Genomic DNA, 24,759 nt, shown 5'->3' on the forward strand with positions numbered 1-24,759 from the left:
ACCTCAGCCTTCGCCGCGGCCGGCCTGGTTCCGCTCGGCGACGGCCAGGTAGTGGGTGTTGGTCATGACGCCCAGGATGTTGCCGAACGGGTCGACCACCGACGCCGTGACGAACCCCTCGCCGCGCACCCGCGGTTCGTCGTGGGTCTTGGCGCCGAGCTCCAGCAGCCTCTTCAGCGTCGCGTCGAGGTCGTCGACCGCCCAGTAGAGGATCTGCCCCGCCGGCCCGTCGGACGGCGTGACCTCGAACCGGCGGTGCACGATGCCGAGTTCGGCCTGGTAGTCGCCGATGCGGAACTCGACGTAGGCGAGCACTCCGTCCGGGGTGCTCCGCTCGAAGTACGCGTCGACGCCGAGGAACCGCGCGTACCAGTCGCGGGCCTCGGTCAGGTCGTCGGCGAAGTAGGACACGGTCGACATGCCTCGCAACACAACTGCCTCCGGAAAAGTTCTGGTCGGTGTGGTTTCAGCTTCGGCCGTAAAGTGCTCATCCAGTGAGCACTTTCAGCGGGAATCTGGAGACATGCGCGCAGACCGTCTCGTCGCCACGTTGCTTCTGATGCAGGCCCGTGGCCGGGTGACCGCCGCCGAGCTGGCCGAGGAGCTCGAAGTCTCCAACGCCACGGCCCGGCGCGACCTCGAAGCGCTGTCCGCGGCGGGGATACCCGTGTACCCCCAACCGGGGAGAGGCGGGGGCTGGTCACTCGTCGGCGGCGCCCGCACGGACCTGAGCGGCCTGACCTCGGCGGAGGCACAGGCGTTGTTCCTGATCGCCGGACCGGCCGCGTCCGTCGCGCCGCAGGTCAAGTCGGCGCTGCGGAAGCTGGTGCGCGCGCTGCCGCAGACGTTCCGCGCCGAGGCCGAGGCCGCCGCCGACGCGACGATCATCGACACGGCCGCGTGGGGCGAGGACACCAGGGACCGGCCGGCCGTCACCGCCACGTTGCAGCAGGCCGTCGTCAAGCAGGTGCGGGTGCGGCTGACCTACCAGAAGCGGGGCGAGGCACCGAAAGCGCGCGAGGTCGACCCGTGGGGACTCGTCGACAAGGACGGCACCTGGTACTTCGTCGCCGGCACCAGTGACGGGCAGCGCACGTTCCGGCTCGATCGGATCCTGGGTGTCTCCCTCACCGGCACCCCGGCGAGCCGGCCCGCGGACTTCGAGCTCGCCGGCGCCTGGGACGAGGTCGTGACGGCCGTGGAGGCGAAGCGTTCGACGGCGTCGGCGATCGTGCTCGTGCCCACGAGGTTCCTGGGTGTGTTCCAGCACCAGCACGGCCGCCACTGCACGGTCCTCGGGGTGCGGGGTGAGCACACGAAGGTCGAACTGACGGCGCCGCGGCCGCTCGACATCGCCCGCAACGTCGCCGGGTGGGGCGGTCTGATCACGGTCGAGTCGCCTGAGGTCGAGGAACACCTGGCGCGCATCGGCGCGGAGCTCGTCAGCCGATACCCGCGTGCTGCTCCAGCCGAGCCAGCCGAGCCATGATCATCTCCAGTACCTTCGCCGCGTCCGGGGCGGCCTTCTGCTGCTTCTGGAGGTGGATGATGCCCGCGAGCGCCGTCTGCACCGCCCGGCGCGTGCCCTTGATCTCCGCGCCCAGCTCGCGCAGTTCCTCGCCGCCCTTGCCGTCCGGTTCGGCGACGATGCCGAGCAGCAGGTGTTCGCAGCCGACGTAGTTGTGGCCCAGCGCGATCGACTCGGTGACCGCGAGTTCCAGTGCGGCGGCCGCGTCGTCGGCGAATCCGGGTTTCCGGCCGATGTCCGCGGGAATGAAAGAAGGAACGCCCTCCGGGGCGATGTCGATCGCGCGCAGCACGTCCAGCGCCAGGTTCCCGCCCTCGCGGACGATGCCGTTCAGGAGGTGGGCCGTGCCGATCTTGGTGCCCTCGGCGCTCTCGGCGGCGATCTGGAGAGCCTTCCAGGCGCGGTCGGTGAACTGGGGGAAGTTGTCGCGTTTGAGGTCCTGGACGGTGAGCGCCCGGATCGCGATGATCCGTTTGACCGAACCCTCGAGTGCTCTCTGGCAGATCGCCGAGACGGGAATGTTCATGTCCTTCACGGATTCGGCCAGCTCATCGGGCAGGTACACGTTGATTTTCGGCATAACCCCATATATACCCCCATATAGGGTTATGGTCAACGGCGACCGCGGCAACCGTCACACTTGTGAGTGATTCAGAGGGGACGGGAGCACCCGCGTGGAGGAGACCAGTCGGCTCATCGGAAGCCGCTACCAGTTGAAGCAGAAGGTCGGCCAAGGGGCGATGGGAGTCGTCTGGCAGGCCTATGACGAGCAACTGCACCGCGTGGTCGCGGCGAAGGAGTTGCTCGGGCTGGACGGTCTCGACGACGCCCGAGTCGACCGCGCGAAGGCCAGGGCGATGCGCGAGGCCCGCCTCGCCGCGCGCCTGGAGCACCCGAACGCCATCCGCGTCTACGACGTAGTGGAGGAGGACGGCCGCCCCTGGCTGATCATGGAGTACCTCCCCTCCCGCAGCCTCGCCGCCGTGATCACCGAGCAGGGCACCCTGCCACCCCGCGAGGTGGCCCGCATCGGGTGCTACACCGCCGCCGCCCTGGCCGCCGCGCACCGCCACGGCATCCAGCACCGCGACGTGAAGCCCGGCAACGTCCTGATCGGCGACCAGGAAGTCAAGATCACCGACTTCGGCATCTCCCGCGCCACCGGCGAGGACGCCACCGCCACCGCGACGGGCACCGTAGGCACGCCCGCGTTCTTCTCCCCCGAGGTCGCCCGCGGCGAGGACGCGGGCCTGCCCTCCGACGTCTTCTCACTGGGCGCCACCCTCTACAACGCCGTCGAGGGCGGCCCGCCCTTCGGCACCGCGGACAACAACCTCGTGATGCTGCACCGCGTCGCCAGCGGCTCGATCATGCCGCCGGCGAACGCGGGCCCCCTGCTGTCCCCCGTGCTGTTCCGCCTGCTCGCGACCGACCCGGAGCGCCGCCCGAGCATGCAGGAGGCCGTGCACCTGCTGGCCGCCGTCGTGAACGAGACGCCGCAGGCCTCCCAGGCGACCGTCGTGATCCCGGCGACGGTCAAGCTGCCGGTGGAGGCCCAGCCGGAGGAGAAGGCGAAGCAGGAGGCGGCGGCCGCCGCGGCCGGGCTGGTCGCGGGCGCAGCGGCCGTGGAGGCGGCGGGGCTGACCGCGCCGCCGCTCGCGAAGCCGGCTACGAAGCCTGATGTCACGACGCCCGCTGCGGACGAGGAAGAGTCGGCGGAGGACGCCGGGGCTGAAGCAGGTCAGGGGTCAGCGGCGAGCGCCGCTGGCGAGCAGTCGGCAGGTGCCACCGGCACCGCAGAGGCGGCAGCGAAAGCCGAGACCTCGGCAGACACGAGCTCCGCCGCCGGCACAGAACCATCCGCCGACACCGGAACCTCTGCGGGTGCTGGTGCCGCAGCGGCAAGCGCGGCCGCCGGTTCGCAGCAGCCGCAGCAAGCCACCACACCCGCCACCCCGGAACCCCGAACCCGCCAGGCCCCGGCAGCAGGCGGCACGGCCGCGCTCCCCACCACCCCCGCGCGCCAGACCCTCGCGGCGGGAGGCTCAGGCATGGCGGCATCCGGCGCGCCGGCGGCTGTACCCCCTGCCGGCACCCCACCCGTGCCCCCAGCGGAGAAGGACGAGAACCGCCGCAAGTTCCCGCTGGTCCCCATCGCGATCGTGCTGCTCGTGATCGCGGTCGGCGTCGGCTCGTTCCTGCTGTGGCCCAAGGGTGGCGGCGGCGACCAGAAGGCCCAGTCGCCCGGCACCAGCGGTCAGTCCTCCGCCGGTACGCCGAACCCGAGCACCGGTCAGACGACGGACCAGTCCCAGCCCTCGCAGACGGGCACCGGCCAGACGCCGCCCGCTACGGGCGAGACGCAGCCCCCTGCCGGCACCCCGAGCGACACCCCACAGCCTCCGGCCGGTCCGAAGAACGCGCAGGAGGCGATCACCGCCTACTACGCGCTGATCCCCGGCAACCTGGAGGCGGGCTACGCCTCGCTCACGGACAGGTTCAAGTCCGTTCGCACACCGAGTTTCCAGAACTACCAGACGTTCTGGAGCAAGTACTCGGCGGTGCAGCTGTCGAACTTCGTGCCGCAGGGCGACAACGTGGTGACCGTGACGTTGCAGTACATGCAGGGTGCGAGCGTCACCGACACCGAGACGCACACGTACACGTTCGTGCAGCAGAACGGGAAGTGGATGATCGACAACCAGGCATGATCGGGGCATGACTCGACGCGCACTCGTCACCGGAGCGTCCCGCGGCATCGGCGCCGCGATCGCCCAGGCCCTCGCCCGGCAGGGCCTCCAGGTCGCCGTCCACTACCGACAGGGCGCGGACGAGGCCCAGGAGGTCGCCGAAGGCCTCGAAGGAACCGGGCACGTCACCGTCCAGGGCGACCTCGGCGCCGACCAGGCCGGGCAGGTCGTGAGCGAGGCCGTCGAGAAGCTCGGCGGCCTCGACGTCCTCGTCAACAACGCGGGTCTCTACTTCCACCACCCCATCACCACGACGAGCTTCGAGGAGTGGCAGCAGGCCTGGCGCCGCACCGTCGAGCTCAACCTGTTCGGCCCGGCCGACCTCGCCTGGCACGCGGTCCGGCACATGACCACCGGTGGCCGGATCGTCAACATCGGCTCGCGGGGTGCCTACCGGGGTGAGCCCGATGCCCCCGCGTACGGCGCGGCGAAGGCGGGGCTGCACGCGATGACCCAGTCGCTCGCCCAGGCTTTGGCGCCGCAGGGCATCGCGGTCGCGGGCGTCGCACCCGGATTCGTCAGGACCGGCATGGTCACGGACTTCCTCGAGAGCCCGGAAGGTGAGCGGATCCGGGCGCAGAGCCCGTTCGGCCGCGTCGCCGAACCCGAGGAGGTCGCCGCGGCCGTCGCGTGGCTGACCACGGAGAACGCGCTGTGGGCCAGCGGCACCATCATCGACGTGAACGGTGCCTCGCACCTGCGGTGACCGCCTGGAACCGGTACCGGAACCAGTTCCGGTACCGAGTTGATCTTCCAGCAACCGGTCTAGACCACTAACGTCGCGGTGGGCGCTCGACGAAGTGGAAGGCCTCCCCTGCAATGCGTTCATTCCGCTCACGCCTCGGTGCCGCCGGCCTCGCGCTGGCCGCCGCCGCGGCGACATTGACAGTCATGGCGCCTGCCGCGCAGGCCGCCTACCCCGCCGGGTTCAAGAGCGTCGGCTACATGCCGTCGTGGGCCGGCAACGTCAGCACGCTTCCGTACAACAAGCTGACGCACATCAACTACTCGTTCGTGCTGCCGAACTCCAACGGCACGCTCCAGGGCGTGCCCGACCCCGGCAAGCTGCAGCAGCTGGTGAGCCTCGGCCACCAGAACGGCGTCAAGGTCTCGATCGCGGTCGGTGGCTGGAACAACGGCAACGACGACAACTTCGAGATCCTCGCGGCCAGCGCCAACGGCCGCACGACGTTCGTCAACGCGCTGATCAACCTGGTCAGCCAGTACAACCTCGACGGCGTCGACATGGACTGGGAGTACCCGGATCCGGGCGTCGAGGGTGACAACTACACACTGCTGATGCGCCAGCTGGGCGACCAGCTGCACAGCCGCGGCAAGCTGCTCACGGCCGCGGTCGTGAGCGAGGGTGGCACGGCGAACGGCGTGCAGCCCGCGGTCTTCGGCATCGTCGACTGGCTGAACATCATGGCCTACGACGGCGGCAGCCCGCACGCGAACTACGACTGGTCGATCGCTTCCGTCAACTTCTGGAAGAACCGCGGATTGCCTGCGAGCAAGGCCGTTCTCGGTGTGCCGTTCTACAGCCGGCCGACCTACATCTCCTACCGCGACCTCGTCGCGCAGGACCCGGCCAACGCCAACCGCGACAGCTACAACGGCAACTCCTACAACGGCCTGCCGACGATCCGTCGCAAGACGCAGTGGGCGCTGGCCAACGCGGGCGGCATCATGAACTGGGAGCTCTCCCAGGACACGACCGGGAGCACCAGCCTGCTCAACGCCATCTGGGAGACCGCCGGCAACGGCAACCCCCAGCCTCCGACCGGCGGCACCATCACCGGTTTCGGCGGCAAGTGCGTCGACGTGGCGGGCGCGAACACCACCAACGGCACCGCGGTGCAGCTCTACTCCTGCAACGGCACCAACGCCCAGCAGTGGACCCGCAACGCGAACACGTTGCGCTCCTTGGGCAAGTGCCTCGACGCGTCCGGCACGGCCAACGGCGCCGTGACCAGGTTGTGGGACTGCACGGGCTCCGGCGCCCAGCAGTGGACCGCCGAGGCCAACGGCCAGTTGCGCAACACGGCGTCAGGAAGGTGTCTCGACGCCACCGGCAACAGTTCCGCCGACGGCACCAGGCTTCAGCTCTGGGACTGCGCCGGAACCGCCAACCAGCGGTGGACCATCAACGCCTGAGCCTCCTGACTTCAGGAACTTCAGGCCGATGACGCAGGCGATGATCCCGGTGAGGAACACGATCTTCCAGACGGAGACCGTCTCCTCGCCGGTGATCATCGCCCACGCCACGGTCAGGGCGGCCCCGATGCCGACCCACACCGCGTACGCGGTGCCGACCGGAATTCGTTTCATGCCAATGGAAAGCCCCGCCATGCTCAAGGTCGCGGCGACCGCGAAGAGCACGTAGGACTCCTGGGACAACGCCGTCGCCCACACCGCCTCGAGCACGGCGCTCGCCAGCAACACGGCCCAGTACATCAGCTCACCACCTTCAGGCCCGCGACGCAGCCGATCAACGCGACGAGCAGCAACGCCTTGGCCACCCCGAGCTTCTCCTCACCGCGCAGCACCGCGACGAGCACCGTGAGCACGGCTCCCACGCCGACCCACACCGCGTACGCCGTGCCGACCGGGATCCCCCGCATCGCCCACGCGAGCCCGACGAGGCTCAAAGTCATGGTCACGGCCCACACCACCACCGGCCAAGGCCTGCGGAAACCGTTCGACGCCGCGAGCGCCGTGGCCCACACGGCCTCCAGCACCCCGGACGCCACCAACACAACCCAGTACATTGGTACGACCGTACCAGAAAAGCGCGAACCGGCCAGCTACGATCACGTGATGTGGCTCCCAGCCTGGAGAACCTGCTGGTCGTAGGCGTCGCGTCGAGCGCTCTGTTCGACCTGGCGCAGTCCGACGCCGTCTTCTCGACGGAGGGCGAACAGGCCTACCGCGCCTACCAGGAAGCCCACCTCGCCGAACCGTTCGCCGCGGGCGTCGCCTTCCCGTTCATCCGCCGCCTGCTACAGCTCAACGCACTGGCACCGCTGGTCGAGGTGATCGTGCTGTCGCGCAACTCCCCCGACACCGGCCTGCGCATCCTGCGCTCCGCCGCCCACCACGGCCTCACGATCACCCGCGCGATCTTCACCGAGGGCCGCGCCCCGCACGAGTACATGCCGGCGCTGAACATGTCACTGTTCCTGTCCGCCAACGAGAAGGACGTCCGCAAGGCGACGCTGGCCGGCATGCCCGCGGGCCAGGTGCTCAAGTCGTCGTTCCAGGACGACGACGACCCGGCGCTGCGGATCGCGTTCGACTTCGACGGCGTCCTCGCCGACGACGCGTCCGAGCGGATCTACCAGAGCGGCGGGCTCGACCAGTTCCAGCGGCACGAGGCCACGAACGTCGTCACACCGCTGGATCCCGGACCGCTGAGGAACTTCCTCGCGGGCGTGAACCGGATCCAGCGCCAGGCCGAGGACCGCGTCCGGGTCTCGGTGGTCACGGCCCGGTCCGCCCCCGCCCACGAGCGCGCGATCAACAGCCTCAAGGCGTGGGGGCTCACGGTGAACGACGCGTTCTTCCTTGGCGGGCTGCGGAAAGCGCCGATCCTGGACGTGCTCAGGCCGCACATCTTCTTCGACGACCAGCGCGGGCACCTGGTCCAGACAGTGCCGTGCGTGCACGTCCCGTTCGGGATCACCAACGAGAAGAGCCCGGCCACCGAGTGACCGGGCTCCTTCCCTGACGAGCGACTACTTCGCGAGACCGTCCTCGATCGCCTTGATGATCGCGGGCCGCAACTGCGCGGCCGAGATGATCGCGTCGACCGCGCCGACCTCCACCGCGCGCTGCACGCTGTGCACGCGGTCGAACTCGGCGGCCATCTCGTTCAGCTTCTCGGTCCGCACGCCCTGTCGCGTCGACACCAGCTCGGCGGTGAGTGCGGAGCGCTCGGCACCGGAGGCCTCGGCGACCGCGGACTCCAGCTTCTTCACGCGCGGGTCGTTGGCCGTGCGGCCGTCGACCTCACGGGCGAACACCACGGCCGCGGCCGGTGCGCCGCCGATGACCGAGGCGAACGAGCCCTCGACCGCGAGCACCGTCATGGACGGGTTCAGGGCCTTCGAGAAGACCACGAACGCGCCGCCGTGGTACCGCGAGATCACCGTGAAGACGATCGGGCCGCGGAAGTTGACGATCGCGCGGCCGATCTCGGCGCCGTACTCCAGCTGCAGTTCCCGCATCGACTCCGGGGAGCCGTCGAAGCCGGACAGGTTCGCCAGCACCACCAGGGGGCGGTTGCCCGAGGCCGCGTTGATCGCGCGGGCCGCCTTCTTCGACGACTTCGGGAACAACGTGCCGGCGGTGTAGGTGTCCGGGCCGTCGGTGGGCGGGAAGCCGGTGCGGGACACACCGCGCGACTCGACGCCGAGCAAGGTCACCGGGATGCCGCCGAGGTGCACGTCCTGGACGACGGCGGTGTCGGCGTCGGCCATGCCGGCCCAGCGCTCCAGCACCTCGTGGTCCTGGTCCGAAAGCGCCCGCATCACCGTGCGGATGTCGAACGGCTTCTTGCGATCCGGGTTCGACTCGACCGAGAAGATCTCGCCGACCGTGGTGAACGGGCTGTCGCCGACGACGTGCGGGTACGAGGAGACGTCGCGAGAGGCAGGGTCCGAAGTGGACACCCGGCGCGGCGACGACTCGCCCGGCGCGATGTAGCTGTGCTCGTAGTGACCCAGCAGCACGTCGAACGCCGAGCGCAGGTTCGGGGCCCAGTACTGCGCCTGACCGTTCGGGCCCATGACGCGGTCGTAGCCACCGATGCCGTAGTTGTCCTCGGCCGAGACGCCACCGGAGAAGTCGAGCGCCTGCTTGCCGGTCAGCACCATCGCCGAGTCCGGGGTCATGACCAGGATGCCCTTGGTGTGCATGAGCATCGTGGCCTCGGCGTTCCAGTACGGCTGGGCGCCGACGTTGATGCCGTTGACGACGACGTTGATCTCGCCGCCGTCCTGCGTGAACTCGACGATCCGCTTCAGCGCCGCGGCCACCCAGTCCATGTTCTCGACACCGGAGCTCATCGAGATCTTCGCGCCGGACGAGAGCGAGAACCACTCCAGCGGCACGGACAACGATTCGGCCAGGTCGATCGCGTGGATCACCCGCGAGCACTCGGGTTCGGCGAGCGCGCCCAGGGACTTCGTCGGGTCGCCCAGCAGCACCACGCGCTTCATGCCCTCGGGGTACGCCGGGGTCGGCGTCGTCACGACACCGACGACGATGCCGGCCTTGTTGCCACCGCGCGGGCGGTCGACCGGCACCAGCGCGCCGTCGACGAGGTCGTGCTCCACGAAGGACCCGCCGTCGCCGACGAGCATCTCGACCAGCTCGTACGGGTAGATCGTGCCCCGGGACTGGGCGCGCAGCACGTTCTGGCGGTAGTCGTCCAACGGCTGGATCGGCTCGGTCGGCGGCTGCACGAACGAGAACCGCACGCCCGAGCCGGCGTCGTTCGCGATCCGCACGCCGATGTCGGTGATGTCACCGGACACGGGATCCCTGCGGCGCGCCAGGAACAGGACCTCTTCGAGGTCGAGGCCCGCGGTCGTCGGCAGCACGCGCTGACCGATCGCGTCCAGGTCCTTCGACCCGAGCTCGGTGGGCGGCCACGCGTAGAGCACGACGCGGTTGGTCGCGAGACGCGTGCGGCCACCGGACTGCGCGCGAGCCCTGCGGATGCCGTCCAGGCACGTGGCCAGAACGTCCTCTGCGGCGGGCAGCGCCACGATCCGGCCCTCGTCGTCGCGCAACGGCGTCAGGTCGCGGACCTGGCCCAGCGCCACGAGACGCTCGTCGGACTTGTTCGCCTTCGCCACGGCGCGGAACAGGTACACGTCCTCGTCCACGGAGGACAGCCGCGTGAGGTCGAACTCGCGCAGCCGCTCCAGCTGCATGCGCTCGGCGATGCGCGGGTGCAGCCCGCGCACCAGCCTCTCCTCCGCGAACCCGTTGGACGACGGGCGGAACGTGAAGTGGTGGTGCATCGACTCGCCGCGGCGGCCCGCGACCGTGGTGGTGATGCGGGTGATCGTCGGCGGCAGCTGGTGCGCGGCCAGGGCGGAACCCAGACCAGCCGCCATCTCGTCCTGGTCGGACGGGCCGTCGGGCCAGTTGACGTAGAGGTCGACGACGACAGCGCTTCCGTTGCCGTGCTTGACGACGTCACCGACGGCCTCGGTCAGCGACGTGAACTCCACGGCGGTCGAGATGAGCCTGGTCTGCTCCGGCTCGTTCTCGGCGATGAAGAACGCGCCGTCGATGCGCGGGCTCTCCAGCGCCTTCTTCGTGTAGTAACGGCGGGCCAGCACCTCGAGCAACGGGGTGTTGTCCGCGCCGGGCTTGCCGATGCGCTGACCGAGCAGCCGCACCAGCGGTTCGGCCGACGCCACCATCGCGACGATCCGCTCCTCGCGGTCGGCCGCGTCAGGCCGCGCGTCGAGGTGGATCAGGTGCTTGCGGACCTCGCTGTGCACACGGGCGCGGTTGCGGCGCACCAGCGGCTGCGCGAACCAGGTGAACACGACGCTGCGGGCGAGGTCGGCCACCGCCGGGTAGCGGACCTGCGTCGCGGCGACGATGTGCTCCAGCACCAGGCCCACCCGCACGCGCTCGGACTCGACCGGCGGCGCCTCCTGCACCCAGCGGCGCAGCAGCGTCGTGGCGACGGCCGCGTCGAACACACCGCGGCGCAGCGCCACGAAGATGCGGAAGACGGCCTGCTCCAGCTCCGGCGTGCGGTCGAGCTCGGTGATGCCGTAGTGGCCGATCACGTTCTGCAGACGGGCGCGGAAGCCCTCCGGCAGTGCCGCGCGGTCGGCGTCCAGGGTCTTGAGGTAGGTGTGGAAGTGCTCGCGCGGAGAGTGGATGTGGTTCTCCGGCTTGGTCTCCTCACCGGCGGGCCGGTTGCGGGAGAGGTCGCACAGGTCGGCGAAGATGCCGAGCAGCGTCGCCTCCTGCACCAGCGGCCGCTCCTTCAGGTCCTCACGGGCACCCATGTAGTCCGCGAGCACCCGCTCGGTGTCGGCGGCGGTGGTGTCGAAGCCCAGCAACAGGTTGCGCAGGTCGTCGATGCCGCGGGCGGCGAGGTCCTCGGGCCGGACGTCCGTGCGCGGCGCGGGCAGCTCCAGTTCGACGGCCGACTCGGGCTTCGCGACCTCGGCGGCGCCGTCCTCGTCCTCGATCTCCTCGAGCTTCAGCAACGCGCCACCGGCGGGCACCTGGGTGCCGACGACGACGTTCAGTTCCTTCAGCCGGGCGCGGAACGGCGCGCGCAGCACCGTCTCCATCTTCATCGCCTCGAGCACGAGCACCGGTGCGCCGGCCTCGACCTCGGCACCGACCACGAGCGGCGTCGCGACGACCAGCGCGGGCATCGGCGAGCGCAGGACACCGCCCTCGTCACGGGTCACGCGGTGGGTGACCCCGTCGACCTCCACCTGGTGGACCACACCGTGCGTACCGGTGACGACGCGGAACCTGGTGCCGTTGACGGTGATCTGGCCGACGTGGTGGTCGAACCGCTCGACGTCGACGTCCCCGGTCAGCACGGTCCCGGAGTCCACAGCGGACACACCGACGCGGTACTTCGCGGCACCGGCGCGGGCGACGGTCACGACGTACGGCTGACCGCGCAGCACGAACTCCAGCTTGACCGCGCCCTCGTGGTTCGTGCGCGGCTGGCCACCGCGGGCGGACGCCAGCAGTTCGGTGCGGTTGATCTGCTCCTCGTCCTCGTACACCTCGATGCCGGCCGCGGCCAGGGCGATCGCGGAGTGGCGGTGCGAGATCAGGCCGCCGTCGGCGCGGACGCGGTCGATCCACGAGGTGTCGGCCGAGCCGTCGATCACGGCGGGCTCGTCGAGCAGGTCGAGCACGAAGCTCTTGTTGGTCGTGCCGCCCTCGATGATGACCGTCGTCTCGGCCATCGCGCGGCGCAGCTTGCCCAGCGCCTCGTCGCGGGTGCGGCCGTACGCGATGATCTTCGCGATCATCGAGTCGAAGTCGGCGGGGATCTGCGAGCCCTCGGCCACGCCGGTGTCGACGCGGATGCCGGGGCCGGCCGGGAGCTCGAGCCGAACGATCGTGCCGGGGCACGGCGCGAAGTCGCGGTCCGGGTCCTCGGCGTTCAGGCGGGCCTCGACGGCGTGACCGAGCTCGACGGGCTTCTCACCCTCCAGCCTACCGCCACCCGCGACGTGCAACTGCGCCTTGACCAGGTCGAAGCTGGTGGTGATCTCGGTGATCGGGTGCTCGACCTGCAGGCGGGTGTTGACCTCGAGGAACGCGAAGAGCTTCTCGCCGGGGTGGTAGAGGAACTCGACGGTGCACGCGCCGCGGTAGCCCACCGCGTTCGCGAGCCGTTCGGCCGACGTCTTCAGCTCGTCGACCTGGTGCTGTTCCAGCACACAGGAGGCCGACTCCTCGATGATCTTCTGGTTGCGCCGCTGCACCGAGCAGTCGCGGACGCCGAGCGCCCACGCCGTGCCCTGGCCGTCGGCGATGACCTGCACCTCGACGTGCCGGGCGCCGGTGACCAGGCGCTCCAGGAACATCACGCCGGAGCCGAACGCGCGCGCGGCCTCCAGGCTGGTGCGCTCGAAGTTCTCCTCCATCTCGGCAGGAGAGGTGATCTTGCGGATGCCCCGGCCGCCACCACCGGCGGTCGCCTTGAGCATCAACGGGTAGGTGACCTCCTCGGCCACCTTCAGGGCGTGCTCGAGGTTCTCGACGGCACCGCGCGACCACGGCGCGACCGGAACACCGACCTCCTCGGCGATCAGCTTCGAGCCGATCTTGTCACCGAGCTTGCGCATGGCCTCGGCGGACGGGCCGACGAACGTGACGCCGACCTTCTCGCACAGTTCGGCGAACTCGGGGATCTCGGCGACGAAGCCCCAGCCGACCCACGCGGCGTCGGCCTTCGTCTCGACGAGCGCCTTCTCCAGCACCTCGAGGTTCAGGTACGGACGGTCCGCCGCCAGGCCGAGGTTGTAGGCCAGGTCGGCTTCCCGTACGAACGGCGCCGACTTGTCGACGTCGGTGTACAGGGCGACGGTCTCGATCCGTTCCCCTGACTCGGCGGCGAGCTCACGGACGGCGTGGATCAGCCGCATTGCGGCTTCCCCGCGGTTGACGATCGCTACACGACTGAACAACGACTTCTCTCCTCGCGGACAGACAACCTCAGCGGCAGTCGCCGCCCAATCGATGTACACACTCTCGTCTACCAGCCGGTAACTGAACCGCTGGATCGGAACGAGTTGAGCAGCGTGCTTTGTATGAAACCAACAAGGCACCAGGTCCTCGGCACAGCTTCACTTGAGCCCGTGTCCCAACTCACGGCCGGGTCCTCCCCCTTGTCCGCTTCGAGGGAGGACCCGGACGGTCAGGACTGCGGAATCCGGATGACGGTCCCCGGCGTGATGACGTTTGGGTCCGTGATGACGTGCGGGTTCGCCCGCACCAGTCGTGTGTAGAGATTGCCGGAACCGTAGAACTGGGTGGCGATCCCCCACAGCGTGTCACCGGGCTTGATCTTGTACTCCTGGTGGACCCGGTAGCCGGGCACGATCCGCGGCCCGTACACGACCGGCACGATCACCTTGTCGAGTTCGGCACCGTCCTTGGGCGAGACCCAGAACACCTCGACGAAGAGCCGGTCGAGCGCGAACGACGCACCCGAGACGTCGACCCCGACCTGGAACTGGCCGTGGCCGCCGACCCCGTCACCGGCCATGAACCCGCCGACGACCTCGTCGTGACCCTCGTGGATCCGGTAGTTGAACTGAGCCTCGAACGCTCCGCCCGCGGTGCCGGCGATCTGGACGTGGCTGCCGACCAGGCCGAGCGGCCGGGGCTGCTGGATGTCGATGGACATGTCTTCCCCTTCCTCCGCTAGTAGGTCGCGGACGGGCGGGGGGTCGTTGCCGGGGTTCACCCCGCTGGCGCAACGGCTGGTGGTGGAGGTCGGAGTCGAACCGACTGCGCACGGGGCTCCCGTTTTACAGACGGGCGAGGCTCCACAGCCTCATCTCCACCATTGTTCGAGCACGAAAAAACCGCCCTGACCCGTTCTGCACGGGAGGGCGGCTCTCGACGTCGGTGAGGCCTCAGGGCATCACGACGGAGAGCCTGATCTGGGCTGATAGCGGCGCATGCGGATCACCCTGCCGGATCTCCGCCGAGCCCGCCAGCGATTAAAGGGGAAACGGCATCGGCGGTCGGAACGACATCCAGGTGTGCGGGTCGCAGGACGGGTTCGCGAGCTCGCCGCGGTGCGGTCGTGGCTGGCGGCGGAGACCGGACGGCTGGTGCTCTGCGGCGGTGAGCCCGGCATCGGCAAGACGAGGCTGGCCCAGGAACTGGCCGGGCACGCCCTCGCGCTGGGCCGGGAGGTCGTGTGGGGGCACTGCGTCGAAACCGCCGGCGCACCGGCGTTCTGGCCGTGGCGGCAGGTGCTGAAGGCGGCCGGGGTGGATCCCGACCAGGTCCTCGCCCACGACGCCGAGGTGCCCCAGGACAGGTTCCGGGTGTTCGACGCGATCGCCACCGCGCTCGACCGCGACGGTCTGGTGATCGTCGTCGAGGACGTCCACTGGGCCGACGAGGCGTCGCTGCTCGTGCTCGCCCACCTCGCCACGCGGCCGCGAAGCCTGCTGTTCGCGACTTTCCGCGACCCGTGCCCGGCGGTCGCGGACCTCATGCGCTCCGCCGACCGGATCGACCTGCACGGGCTGTCCGCCGCCGAGGTCGCCGAACTCACCGGACCCGACCACGCGGCCACGATCACCGAGCTGACCGGCGGGAACCCGCTGTTCGTCACGGAGATCGCCCGTGCGATCGGCGACGGTACGTGGCGGGCGGACCAGCCACCGCGCAGCGTCCGCGACATCGTCACGGCCCGTCTCGCCAGGCTTTCCCCCGGCACCCGCGACCTGATCAGGACGGCGGCGCTGATCGGTCGCGACTTCGATCTGGACCTGGCGTCCGCCGCCTCCGGACAGCCGATCAGCGCCCTGGGCGAGACGACGTTGGTCGACGCCACCGGCCACCGGTTCACGCACGCCCTCACCCGCGACGCGGTCGAGGCCTCGCTCACGCCTGGAGAACGCCGCGCGCTGCACCGCCGGATCGCCGAGGCGATGGCGGGCAGCACTCGTTACGCGGACGTCGCCCGGCACTGGAGTGCCTGCGGTGAAAAGGAAGAAGCCCGTGCGTGGACGATCCGCGCGGCTCAGGACGCGGTGGCGAAGCTCGCCTACGAGGACGGCGTGCGCCTCTACCGGGCCGCGGCCTCACTGCGGGACTGCCACGAGGTCCAGGTGGCCCTGGGCAGGGCCGCCTACTTCGCCGGGGACCTCGCGGGGTGCGTGCAGGCCGCCCAGCGCGCCGCCGAACTGGCCGCGACCCCCGAACAGATCGCGGAAGCCGCCCTGGTCCTCGAGGCGGCCCCCGGCGCGGGCGTCAACGCGGTCGCGATCCCGTTGTGCGACAACGCTCTCCGTCAGGAGGTCAGCCCCGCCACCCGCGCCCGGCTCCTCGCCCAGCGCAGCCACCTCGCGTTCTACGGCGGCGAACAGCACAGGCTCGACGAGCTCAGCCGCGAGGCACTGCGGCTGGCCCGGGGTGACGACCGCGCGCTCGCGGAAGCGTTGCACGCCAGGCAGGAGGCGTGTCCCGGACCGTCCGGCCGGGCTGAACGCCTCGGCCTCGCCACCGAGATGATCGACCTCGCGCACCGGACGCACAGCCCGCGTGGCGCGATGTGGGGTTCGCTGTGGCGCATCCACGCGTTGGTCGAGAGCGGTGAACTCGCTGCGGCACAGGAAGAACTGCCCGCGCTCCGGCTCGCCTGCCAACGGGTCGGCGGCCAGGTCCCGTTGTGGCACCTCGACGTCGTGACGGCGTGCATCGCCCAGGCGCAGGGCCGGTTCGCGGAGGCCCGGGAGGTCGGACGGCGCGGCTACGACCGGATGCGGGTGATCGAGCGCGAACCGGCGTCCGGTGCCTACTTCGCTCTGCAGTGCGGGCTTTCCTGCCATCTCGGCCCCACCGAGGACGGCCTCGCGCTGGCCCGCCACTTCCACGACCCGCCACCGCGGTTCCGGCTGATGTCGAAGCTCACGCGGGCGTTCCTGTTGCTGCGCGCGGGTCTGCGGGAGGAGGCCCTCGAGTTCTACCGCCGCTGCGGGCCGATCGAGGAGTGGGACCTGCCCGCGTTCTTCGTGCTGCCCGGCCTGGTCGACGCCGTCCTGGTGACGTCGGGCCTCGGCCTGACCCGTGATCTGAGGCTGATCCTGCCCCGGCTCGCGGAGTTCCGCGGCGAACACGCGGCGGGCAACGGCGTCGCGTACATGGGGCCGGTGACGCTCGCACTGGGCCGCGGCCACCTGGCCCTGGGCGAGCACGAGCAGGCCGTCGACGACCTCACCAGCGCCGTCGACGAGGCCTCCCGCGCGGGCGCGCCCGCGTTCGCCGCCGAGGCACGCTGGCACCTCGCGGCGGCGTTGCGCGCACTGGGCCGTGACGCCGACGCGGTCCAACGCGCCGCCGACCGCGCGATCCGGGCGCTGGGCATGACGGGCTTCACCACGACCGAGCTGAGCAGCCGCGAGCACGAGGTCGCCACCCTGGTCACCGAGGGGATGACGAACCGGCAGATCGCGCGGCGGCTGGTGATCTCCGAGCGGACCGCCCAGAACCACGTCCAGCACATCCTCACCAAGCTCGGCTTCAGCACCCGCAGCCAGATCGCGGCGTGGATGAGTACCGCACCGAGTACTCCGGCGGATGGCTGACCAGCGCGAACTTCCTACGTTGGGAGCCACACCGACCGAGGAGGACCCCATGTGGCTCACCATCGCGACCCCGCCCACCCGCTCTCTGGACCAGCTCGACCAGATGATGGGCGCGGTCAATCCCGAAGGCCTGCGCGCCCGCTACGCCTGCCAGGCCGAGGGCGAGTTCCGGATCATCGCCGTGTGGGAGTCGAAGGAGCACGCCGACCGCTTCTTCCGCGAGGTGCTCGGCCCGGTCCTGGCCCGCGTGCTCGGCCCCGAGCCGGCCGGCGCTCCGGCGATGACCGGCATGGAGGTGCTCCGGGAGTACGTGCCGGTCAGTTGAGCCCGGCCAATTGAGTGCGGCCAGATGAGTGCAGTCAGTTGAGCAGGGCGATCGACAGGTTCAGGGCCGCCGCGAAGCTCACCCAGCCCAGGTAGGGCACGAGGAGCAGACCGGCGGCCTTGCTGCGCTTGGAGAACGCCACGATGACCGCGACGATCGCGATCCACAGCACCAGGATCTCGGCGAACGCCACCCAGAACCACCCGAGGCCGAAGAACAGCGGCGTCCAGGCCGCGTTCAGCACGAGCTGCGCGCCGAACAGCGTCAGCTCGCCCCGCGTCGCTCCCGCTCGCCAGGCCAGCCATCCCGCGACGGCGATCATCACGTACAGCGTCGTCCACACCGGACCGAACAGCCACGCGGGCGGTGCCCAGGAAGGCTGCTCCAGAGCCGTGTACGTCGATCCGGCGGACACGGAGAACAGTGACCCGACCACGGCGGTCACCAGCACGGCTCCCGCGAAGAGCCCGAGGGCGCGGACCGGATGGCGTTCGGATACCAGAGTCATGCCTGGTTGATACCCGTTCCGGAGGCCGGCAATGCACGCACGATCCCGAGCACCGCCGCACGGCTCGGCCGGACCCGTTCCGCGGCGCCGAGGAGACCGACCTCGTCGGCCAGCACGGCGGCGCGGATCTCGGCCGCACGGTCGGGCAGTTCGGCCCGCAGCGCCTCCACCAGCCGTGATCGCAGCGCCCGGCCCAGCGGGTCGTCCGTGGGCAGCAGCCGCCAGTGCGCGCGCAGGACCCGTTCCGCGACGTCCTCGCCACCGGCCGCCCAGAGCACGCGGATCATGCGGTCGGCGAGGCCCATACGACAACGGTAATGCCTGGTCCGAAGGTCGGCTGAGTACCTTCGACCACGAATTTCCCCGGATCCGGAAACGCTCTCGCGGCCCCTGCCGACAGGACGTTCACCAACGGATCCCGGGAGGCGACGGATGGCCTGGAACGGCAGACCCGCGAACTGCAGGAAGTGTCACGGCAGCACGATCCGCTGCGACACGTGCAAGGGCAACGGCAAGGTGCAGTGGACTTTCGGGGACTGCACCTCGTGCGACGGAACCGGGCACGTGTGCCCGTCCGACGGGAAGCACTGGAGATGACGGCCGCCGCTTCGGACCGTCCACGCCGAGACGGTCCGAAGTGGCCGGACGACTACTTCTTCTTGCCGCCCACCAGAGCCTTGACCTGGTTGCCGCGGCGGCGCAGGCCCCACTTCGTCACGCGGATCAGGGCCTCGCGGACGATGTTGCCGCTCATCTTCGACTCGCCGAACTCGCGCTCGAGGAACGTGATCGGCACCTCGCGCACGCGGAAGCCGAGCTCGATCGTGCGCCACAGCAGGTCGATCTGGAAGCAGTACCCGGCCGACGCGACCGAGGCGAGGTTCAGCTTGCGCAGGGTGTCCGCGCGGAACGCCCGGTAGCCACCCGTCATGTCGCGGATGTTCGCGCCCAGCGCGAGCCGCGAGTACAGCGAACCGCCCAGCGAGAGGAACTTGCGCTGCGCGGGCCAGTTCACGACCTCGCCACCCGGCACCCAGCGCGAGCCCAGCACGAGGTCGGCCTGCGGCAGGGCGTCGAGCAGCCGGTGCAGCTGCTCCGGTGCGTGCGAGCCGTCGGCGTCCATCTCGCAGATGACGCCGTACTCGCGGTCGAGCGCCCACTGGAAGCCCGCGACGTACGCGGCGCCCAGACCGGCCTTCTCGGTGCGGTGCATCACGTGGACGCGCTCGTCGGCGGCCGCCATCTCGTCGGCGAGCTGGCCGGTGCCATCGGGGCTGCCGTCGTCGACCACCAGCACGTGCACGTCGGGCAGTGCCGTGTGCAGCCTCTTGACGATCTTTCCGATGTTGTCCCGCTCGTTGTAGGTCGGGATCACCACCAGCACCTGCCCGAGTTCCTGGTCAGGCTGCTGCGCCATTCGAGTCCTTCCGTCGTCGGGTGAAGCCCAGCGCCAGCGCCGCGAGGCCCGCAGCGGTAATCACCCACTCGGGCCAGGCTCCTAGCCAAGTCGCCAGAGTAGTCTGCGACCTCAGCGGCAGTGTCGCGACCAGGGCTCCAGGCTCGAAAAGCCCAGTCTTCCGAGTGACGGAACCGTCAGGTTCGACCAGCGCGCTGACCCCCGAGGTGGCCGCCACGACCACTGCCCGGCCGTGCTCCACCGCACGCAGTCTGGACATGGAAAGCTGCTGGTAGGTCATCTCCGTGTACCCGAACGTGGCGTTGTTCGTCGGGATCGCGATGATCGTCGCGCCGGCCGTCACGGAGTCGCGGACCACTGAGTCGAACGCCACTTCGTAACATGTGTCAAGTGCGACCTTCGCGGGCCCCATGACAAAACCCTCGGGGTCCGAACCGGGCTGGAAGACGCCCGCCCGGTCCACCGTCGAGGAGAACAGCCGGAAGAACGACCGCATCGGCATCGTCTCGCCGAAAGGCTGCAGCTTGCGCTTCGTGTAGGTGTCCGTGGCCCCCTTCGCCGGGTCCCAGAGCACCACCTGGTTGCGCGGCAGCCCGTCGGACTTGTCGACCACCACGGCGCCCACCGCGATCGGCGCCTTGATCGCCTTCGCCGCCGCGTCGATCACGGCGGCGGCGTCGGGGTTGCGGAACGGGTCGATGTCCGACGAGTTCTCCGGCCAGATGACGAGGTCGGGCTGCTTCTCCTTGCCCGCGGCGACGTCGGCGGCCAGTTGTGTGGTGCGTTTCGCGTGGTTGTCGAGCACGGCACGGCGCTGCGAGTTGAAGTCGAGCCCGGCGCGCGGCACGTTGCCCTGGATGGCGGCGACGGTGACGGTCCCGGCCGAGGCGTCCACCCCCACGGGTACCACCAGCCCCACCCCCAACGGCACCACGACCAGCGGCGCGGCGAGCTTCCAGTTCCTCGTGAGCCAGAAGAGCCCGAACCCGGTCAGCACCACGGCGAACGTCACCAGCGGCGCCCCGCCCAGCGACGCGAGCGGCAGGAACCAGCCCTCCGGCTGCCCGAACGCGATCTTTCCCCAGGTGAAGCCGCCGAACGGGACCACCCCGCGCAGCGCCTCGTCCGCCACCCACAGGCACGCGGCCCACAGCGGCCACCCCGGCACGCGCGAGACGAACGCCATCGCGGTGGTGCCGATCGAGATCATCAGGGCGCACACCAGCGCCAGCGGCAGCCACGCGATCAGCCCGACGAACTCCCCGGTCCACCGCAGCAGCGGCACCATGAACCCGAGCCCGAACAGCAGCCCGTACCCGAAGCCGGCGCGCGCACGCCGGTCGTAGATCACGTACGCGAGGAGCGCGAACCCGACCGGCGCCAGGAACCACAGCGGGCGCGGCGGAAAGCTCAGGTAGATCAGCACACCGCCGACGACGGCGAGTGCCATGCGCGTGAGGACCGGAACGCTCACTTTCCGCCTGCGGGCGGGCAATTCCGGCGATTCCGGCGCGATGGGGGGTGCGACCACCCGATCAGCGTACGAGCCCCGGGGTACGCGGGACGTACGACCTCCGTCGGCCCCGTGCCGGAGAGGCCGTCCGTGAACGGCGACCGCGGCGAAAAGGCGCGTTGATCCACACCCGAAAAGCCGAACGACAATTGAGCGGAACGGCCGATGGATGGTTCAACCCCGGCAACGTCGGATATTTCGAGGAACCGGACCGCATGTCGATGTCGACAGGATTCGAGATTCGGCGAGGAACGAACTGGATGGGCTTCACCAGCCCAGAAGGGGTAACGATTCTTCCCGAACCGCCCCCGACGAAGGCCGGAAAGGTCGACAAGCGCAAGCTTCGTTCCCTGTTTCGGTAAGGTTCGGGACAAATCAGGAGGTGACGGATGCCCCGTCCAAGCGTGGAAGCCGAACGCAAGGCGCAGATCCTCGCGTCCACCTGCAAGGTGATCGCGGCCGAGGGCTTCCGCCATCTCCGGGTGTCCGACGTGGCCAAGGACGCCGGCGTCTCCGGCGGCACGGTGCACTACTACTTCGAGACCAAGCGCGAACTCACCGACGCGGCCTTCGAACACTGCTTCGAGGTCTCGGTGACCCGCCGCCGCTGGATCCTCGAGTCCGACGAGCCGCCGCTCTCGCGCCTGCGCATGGTGGTCGAGTCGTACCTCCCCGAGGGGGCCGAGACCGTCGAGGCGTGGAAGGTCTGGGCGGAGCTCTGGGTCGAGGCCATCCGCAGCCCCGAACTGCAGGAGCTCAACGAGCGCTTCTACGGCGAGTGGCGCGACATCGTGGCGAGCATCTTCCGCGACGGCCAGGCCTCCGGCGACATCCACGACTCGGGCGACCCGGTCGAACTCGCGAACATGATGGTCAGCATGCTCGACGGCCTCGCGCTGCAGGTCCTCGCGGGCTCGAAGGCCATGACGGTCGACACGATGCGCACCACGTGCCTGCGGTTCGTCGACCAGCTCTCGACCGCCAACGTCGGCTAGCCCCGTCCTGTTGCGGTTCCCGCCCCTGGAATCGCGTGACGTGGCTCATCCGGGTCAAATCAGGGTTCGTCCCGATGCAACAAACCGCTCGAAGTGGGCATCCTGGATGTATGACCACGACAGTTGCTTTGAGCAGGCCCAGGACCAACCGGATGATCGCGGGTGTCTGCGCGGGGCTCGCCCAGCGCTGGGGAATGAAGGCGGGCACCGTGCGCCTTCTGTTCCTGCTGTCCTGCCTTCTGCCGGGACCGCAGTTCGTCGTCTACATCGTGCTCTGGGTGATCATGCCCAACCGCGGCTACTGACCCCCCGCCGCGGTGGTGCTGCCCGCCTGCCCCGCAGGCGGGCGGTTCCGCGTCAGGACGCGAACAGCTCGCGGTAGCCGGGAATCGGGGAGCCGCCCGCCTTCTCGTACCGGATCGCGTCGGCGAGGCCGATGCGGGTGTCGTCGTCCAGGCTCCTGTTCGAGGGCCACATGATCGAGCGCAGCTGCTGGTTCTCGATGGCGTGCAGGTCCGCACCGGACTTCAGCGGCTCACCGGTCCCCCGGCACCACTCGGCGACCGCCGACCAGAACTTCTCGACCGCTTCCCACACGACGAGGCAGCGCGGCCCCAGCACCGCCAGGACCTCGTCCGCCGTGCGCAGCTGCTCCAGGCCGTGCGAGCTCAGGTTCTGCAGGTTCTCGACCAGCGCCACCACGAGTCCGTGGTTGGCCTCCTCGGCGGCGAGCTTCTCCGCGACCTTCCCGACCATCGGCAGCACGTCGTCCGGCATCGCACCGTCCGCCGCCGCGCAGGCCGCCATCTTCGCGACGTTCAGCTCGCCCTGGTCGTCGATGTGCTTCCAGCTCAGCCCGGCCGACTCGGCCAGCCGCTGCGGCGCGGTCCTACGTCCCCACATCGCGATTCTCCCCCACGTCGAATGTCGAGGGGATCGTGCCGGCCGCCTCAGCCGGTGTGCCCGGTGACCAGTCGCAGGAACGCCTCCCACGCGGCCGGCTCGACGGGCAGGTGGGAGGCGGGCGCCTTGGAGTCCCGGATGCCGACGCCGTGCCCGACCTCGACGCAGTCCTGGCCGGTCGCGCTGTAGCTGCTCTTCCGCCACTCGGCCATCCGAGCCTCCTCAGGACACGATGCTGGTGATCAACTCCCTGGATTCTTCCCTACCGAGAGCAACGCGGTCCATCTGCTTCACCACATCCTGGTAGAGGCTGATCGATGCCTTGTCGTCGAGGAACAGCGCCGAGTTCAGGCCTCCGTCGAAGACGACCGGCTCATACTTGTCGAACTTCAAGAGGGTGAAGTCGCCGGTGAGCGCACGCCCGGCCGGCAGGACCCGCAGCGTGATGTACGGCCGGATCAGCATGCGCAGCAACTCGTGAAGCTGCTCCGTCAGCACGTCGGGGCCGCCGACCGGTGAGTGCAGCACCGGTTCGTACACGTAGAAGACGAACTTCTTGTGCCCCGCCACGATTCCCGCCCGCTCGATCCGGGCCGAGACCCACTCGGCTATGTTCTCGTCTTCGACGAACGGCGAGTCCTCGGCCACAGCGCGTGCGTAGGACTCGATCTGCAGGAGCCCCGGGATGAACAACGAGCTCCAGATCACGATCTCCTTGGCTAGCCGCTCGTGCTGGATCAGCGTCCGGACGTGCGGCGGCAGCACCGACTCGTACAGCTGAAGCCAGCCCCTCTCCCTGGACTCCAGGAAAAGTCCCTTCAGGTACTGGAAATCCGCCGGCTTCACGCCGCACACGCCGAGCAGGTAGGTGAACTCCTCCAGGGAGGTCCCGCCCTTGCCGTTGACCAGGTCCGACAACTTGGCGTGCTCCCAGCCGAGCCGTCGTGCGAGCTCGGCCTCCTTCAGGCCGGTGCGGGCGATCGACGTGCGGAGGTTGTCGCCGAACTCGCGACCCAGCACAGTGGACACTCTCTTGGGCATGGCGAGAAATTAGTCCCGCCGCTCCCCCCTCCTCCATCATTTCGGATCCAAATTGACTCGAAAGAAGCAGGCGTAGAAGGGTTCTACGGTTTTCAGCGGTTCTCGTCCACGGGTATCCCGGCCAACTCCTCCGTGAGGTTGGTGAACGACTCCGGCTCCACCCGCAACACCCCGTCGAACGGCTGCGTCATCCCCACGCACAACACGCACACGAACGCCAGCACCGCCGCAGTCAGGCACATCTGCAGCACGTGCCGCCTTCGTGCCGTGAACCCGATCAGCAAGGGGAACAGGATCATCCCCACGGCCCCGGCGATCGTGCCGATCAGCATCAGCGTGCCGGTGTTGTCCAGCCCGCCCGCCGAATCGAGCCGGTCGCGCCTCAGGTCGGTGATCTCCCGCAGACGTTCCAGCGACCGTTCGCGCGCGCTCTTCACCTGGTCCGGTGAGGCGGGCAGCGACAGGATCTCCGTGTGCAGCGAGTTCAGGGTCGTGGTCGTGGCGTCGTCCGACTCCCCCACCGCGAGCTTCGGCCATTCCTTGTCCGCCACCAGTTTCGGGTACTCGGTGAGCAGTGAGCGGATCTGGTCGCGTTGCGGCTGGGGCATCACGGCGGTCTGCCAGTACACGTCGGCGACGGCGGCGGCCTCACGGGAGGCGTTGTCGCCGGCGGCGCCGCTCTCCTCCCAGACGATCACCACGTAGAACGCCAGCGCGACGATGAACAGGCCGCTGATCACCGCGCCGAGGAAGCCCCGCGAGTCCGCGTCCCTGTCATCGGACTGCTCGTGGGCACGGGAGCGCCCGAACAGGAGGCAGGCGACGGCGGTCACGACCACCGCCGCGAGAACGATGACTAGCGCGGTCCACATGGCCTCCATCTCCCCACAGCCGACACCGTTTGACCACCAACACCACGCTTCCCGGCACTGTT

General features: G+C 69.6%; 23 protein-coding genes and 1 tRNA gene. 9 read left to right on the plus strand and 15 right to left on the minus strand.

Features of this window, described 5'->3' with window-relative positions:
* Nucleotides 1-3: 3 nt before the first annotated feature.
* Nucleotides 4-420, minus strand: a complete 417-nt coding sequence (locus tag PV646_RS25250) for a VOC family protein (RefSeq protein ID WP_500344662.1) — start codon at nucleotides 418-420, stop codon at nucleotides 4-6.
* A 103-nt stretch (nucleotides 421-523) separates the two neighbouring features.
* On the opposite strand from PV646_RS25250, the gene PV646_RS25255 reads away from it, so the two are divergent.
* The gene (locus tag PV646_RS25255) at nucleotides 524-1,489 is read left to right on the plus strand and encodes a helix-turn-helix transcriptional regulator (protein ID WP_500344663.1); all 966 of its coding nucleotides are present in this window, start codon (nucleotides 524-526) and stop codon (nucleotides 1,487-1,489) included.
* On the opposite strand, the gene PV646_RS25260 is transcribed toward PV646_RS25255, so the two are convergent.
* A complete protein-coding gene (locus PV646_RS25260) occupies nucleotides 1,443-2,108 on the minus strand; it encodes a Clp protease N-terminal domain-containing protein (protein ID WP_500344664.1) in 666 nt (221 codons plus the stop codon). The two genes, PV646_RS25255 and PV646_RS25260, sit on opposite strands and share 47 nt — an antisense overlap.
* Nucleotides 2,109-2,202: 94 nt before the next feature.
* Between PV646_RS25260 and PV646_RS25265 the strand changes: the two genes are divergently transcribed.
* From PV646_RS25265 to PV646_RS25275, 3 genes are all read left to right on the plus strand, one after another.
* Complete coding sequence (locus tag PV646_RS25265) at nucleotides 2,203-4,239, plus strand: serine/threonine-protein kinase (RefSeq protein ID WP_500344665.1); 2,037 nt, start codon at nucleotides 2,203-2,205, stop codon at nucleotides 4,237-4,239.
* Nucleotides 4,240-4,246: 7 nt separating this feature from the next.
* The gene (locus PV646_RS25270) at nucleotides 4,247-4,984 is read left to right on the plus strand and encodes an SDR family NAD(P)-dependent oxidoreductase (RefSeq protein ID WP_500344666.1); all 738 of its coding nucleotides are present in this window, start codon (nucleotides 4,247-4,249) and stop codon (nucleotides 4,982-4,984) included.
* Nucleotides 4,985-5,097: 113 nt separating this feature from the next.
* Nucleotides 5,098-6,435, plus strand: a complete 1,338-nt coding sequence (locus PV646_RS25275; RefSeq protein ID WP_500344667.1) for a glycosyl hydrolase family 18 protein — start codon at nucleotides 5,098-5,100, stop codon at nucleotides 6,433-6,435.
* On the opposite strand, the gene PV646_RS25280 is transcribed toward PV646_RS25275, so the two are convergent.
* Nucleotides 6,328-6,735 carry a DMT family transporter gene (locus PV646_RS25280; protein WP_500344668.1) on the minus strand — a complete coding sequence of 136 codons (408 nt, stop codon included), beginning with the start codon at nucleotides 6,733-6,735 and terminating at the stop codon, nucleotides 6,328-6,330. The genes PV646_RS25275 and PV646_RS25280 overlap by 108 nt on opposite strands.
* The gene (locus tag PV646_RS25285) at nucleotides 6,735-7,049 is read right to left on the minus strand and encodes a DMT family transporter (protein WP_500344669.1); all 315 of its coding nucleotides are present in this window, start codon (nucleotides 7,047-7,049) and stop codon (nucleotides 6,735-6,737) included. The genes PV646_RS25280 and PV646_RS25285 overlap by 1 nt, the downstream gene beginning before the upstream one ends.
* Nucleotides 7,050-7,100: 51 nt before the next feature.
* Between PV646_RS25285 and PV646_RS25290 the strand changes: the two genes are divergently transcribed.
* Complete coding sequence (locus PV646_RS25290; protein WP_500344670.1) at nucleotides 7,101-7,991, plus strand: 5'-nucleotidase; 891 nt, start codon at nucleotides 7,101-7,103, stop codon at nucleotides 7,989-7,991.
* Between the two features lie 24 nt (nucleotides 7,992-8,015).
* Here the strand turns inward: PV646_RS25290 and PV646_RS25295 are convergent, their stop codons facing one another.
* The 3 genes from PV646_RS25295 to PV646_RS25305 form a co-directional block, all read right to left on the minus strand.
* Complete coding sequence (locus PV646_RS25295; protein ID WP_500344671.1) at nucleotides 8,016-13,481, minus strand: ATP-binding protein; 5,466 nt, start codon at nucleotides 13,479-13,481, stop codon at nucleotides 8,016-8,018.
* Nucleotides 13,482-13,711: 230 nt separating this feature from the next.
* The gene (locus PV646_RS25300; RefSeq protein ID WP_500344672.1) at nucleotides 13,712-14,203 is read right to left on the minus strand and encodes a Gmad2 immunoglobulin-like domain-containing protein; all 492 of its coding nucleotides are present in this window, start codon (nucleotides 14,201-14,203) and stop codon (nucleotides 13,712-13,714) included.
* A 77-nt stretch (nucleotides 14,204-14,280) separates the two neighbouring features.
* Nucleotides 14,281-14,364 (minus strand) — tRNA-Tyr (locus PV646_RS25305).
* Between the two features lie 200 nt (nucleotides 14,365-14,564).
* On the opposite strand from PV646_RS25305, the gene PV646_RS25310 reads away from it, so the two are divergent.
* Nucleotides 14,565-17,123 (plus strand): ATP-binding protein, encoded by a 2,559-nt coding sequence (locus PV646_RS25310; protein ID WP_500344673.1) that lies wholly within the window; start codon nucleotides 14,565-14,567, stop codon nucleotides 17,121-17,123.
* A gap of 49 nt (nucleotides 17,124-17,172) precedes the next feature.
* Entirely contained in the window at nucleotides 17,173-17,448 is a 276-nt protein-coding gene (locus PV646_RS25315) for a hypothetical protein (protein WP_500344674.1), read from the plus strand.
* 34 nt (nucleotides 17,449-17,482) lie between these two features.
* On the opposite strand, the gene PV646_RS25320 is transcribed toward PV646_RS25315, so the two are convergent.
* The 4 genes from PV646_RS25320 to lnt all read right to left on the minus strand — a co-directional run bounded on the left by PV646_RS25320 (nucleotide 17,483) and on the right by lnt (nucleotide 20,904).
* Nucleotides 17,483-17,956: a TspO/MBR family protein gene (locus tag PV646_RS25320; protein ID WP_500344675.1), complete on the minus strand. Its 474-nt coding sequence runs from the start codon at nucleotides 17,954-17,956 to the stop codon at nucleotides 17,483-17,485.
* Nucleotides 17,953-18,261 carry a hypothetical protein gene (locus PV646_RS25325; RefSeq protein WP_500344676.1) on the minus strand — a complete coding sequence of 103 codons (309 nt, stop codon included), beginning with the start codon at nucleotides 18,259-18,261 and terminating at the stop codon, nucleotides 17,953-17,955. Before PV646_RS25325 ends, PV646_RS25320 begins: the two co-directional genes overlap by 4 nt.
* A gap of 344 nt (nucleotides 18,262-18,605) precedes the next feature.
* Nucleotides 18,606-19,373, minus strand: a complete 768-nt coding sequence (locus PV646_RS25330) for a polyprenol monophosphomannose synthase (protein WP_500344677.1) — start codon at nucleotides 19,371-19,373, stop codon at nucleotides 18,606-18,608.
* A complete protein-coding gene (lnt, locus tag PV646_RS25335) occupies nucleotides 19,357-20,904 on the minus strand; it encodes an apolipoprotein N-acyltransferase (RefSeq protein ID WP_500344678.1) in 1,548 nt (515 codons plus the stop codon). The genes PV646_RS25330 and lnt overlap by 17 nt, the downstream gene beginning before the upstream one ends.
* Before the next feature lie 371 nt (nucleotides 20,905-21,275).
* Between lnt and PV646_RS25340 the strand changes: the two genes are divergently transcribed.
* Nucleotides 21,276-21,881 (plus strand): TetR/AcrR family transcriptional regulator, encoded by a 606-nt coding sequence (locus PV646_RS25340; protein ID WP_500344679.1) that lies wholly within the window; start codon nucleotides 21,276-21,278, stop codon nucleotides 21,879-21,881.
* Nucleotides 21,882-21,991: 110 nt separating this feature from the next.
* A complete protein-coding gene (locus tag PV646_RS25345; RefSeq protein WP_500344680.1) occupies nucleotides 21,992-22,186 on the plus strand; it encodes a PspC domain-containing protein in 195 nt (64 codons plus the stop codon).
* A gap of 52 nt (nucleotides 22,187-22,238) precedes the next feature.
* Here PV646_RS25345 and PV646_RS25350 read toward each other — a convergent pair whose 3' ends face one another.
* The 4 genes from PV646_RS25350 to PV646_RS25365 form a co-directional block, all read right to left on the minus strand.
* Nucleotides 22,239-22,784 carry a hypothetical protein gene (locus tag PV646_RS25350; RefSeq protein WP_500344681.1) on the minus strand — a complete coding sequence of 182 codons (546 nt, stop codon included), beginning with the start codon at nucleotides 22,782-22,784 and terminating at the stop codon, nucleotides 22,239-22,241.
* 47 nt (nucleotides 22,785-22,831) lie between these two features.
* Nucleotides 22,832-22,996: a DUF397 domain-containing protein gene (locus tag PV646_RS25355; protein ID WP_500344682.1), complete on the minus strand. Its 165-nt coding sequence runs from the start codon at nucleotides 22,994-22,996 to the stop codon at nucleotides 22,832-22,834.
* A gap of 10 nt (nucleotides 22,997-23,006) precedes the next feature.
* Nucleotides 23,007-23,825, minus strand: a complete 819-nt coding sequence (locus tag PV646_RS25360) for a helix-turn-helix domain-containing protein (protein ID WP_500344683.1) — start codon at nucleotides 23,823-23,825, stop codon at nucleotides 23,007-23,009.
* Between the two features lie 92 nt (nucleotides 23,826-23,917).
* Nucleotides 23,918-24,697: a bestrophin-like domain gene (locus PV646_RS25365; protein ID WP_500344684.1), complete on the minus strand. Its 780-nt coding sequence runs from the start codon at nucleotides 24,695-24,697 to the stop codon at nucleotides 23,918-23,920.
* Nucleotides 24,698-24,759 lie beyond the last annotated feature (62 nt).

It is taken from the genome of Streptomyces sp. ID05-26A, from assembly GCF_033794685.1.
GTDB lineage: Bacteria > Actinomycetota > Actinomycetes > Mycobacteriales > Pseudonocardiaceae > Lentzea.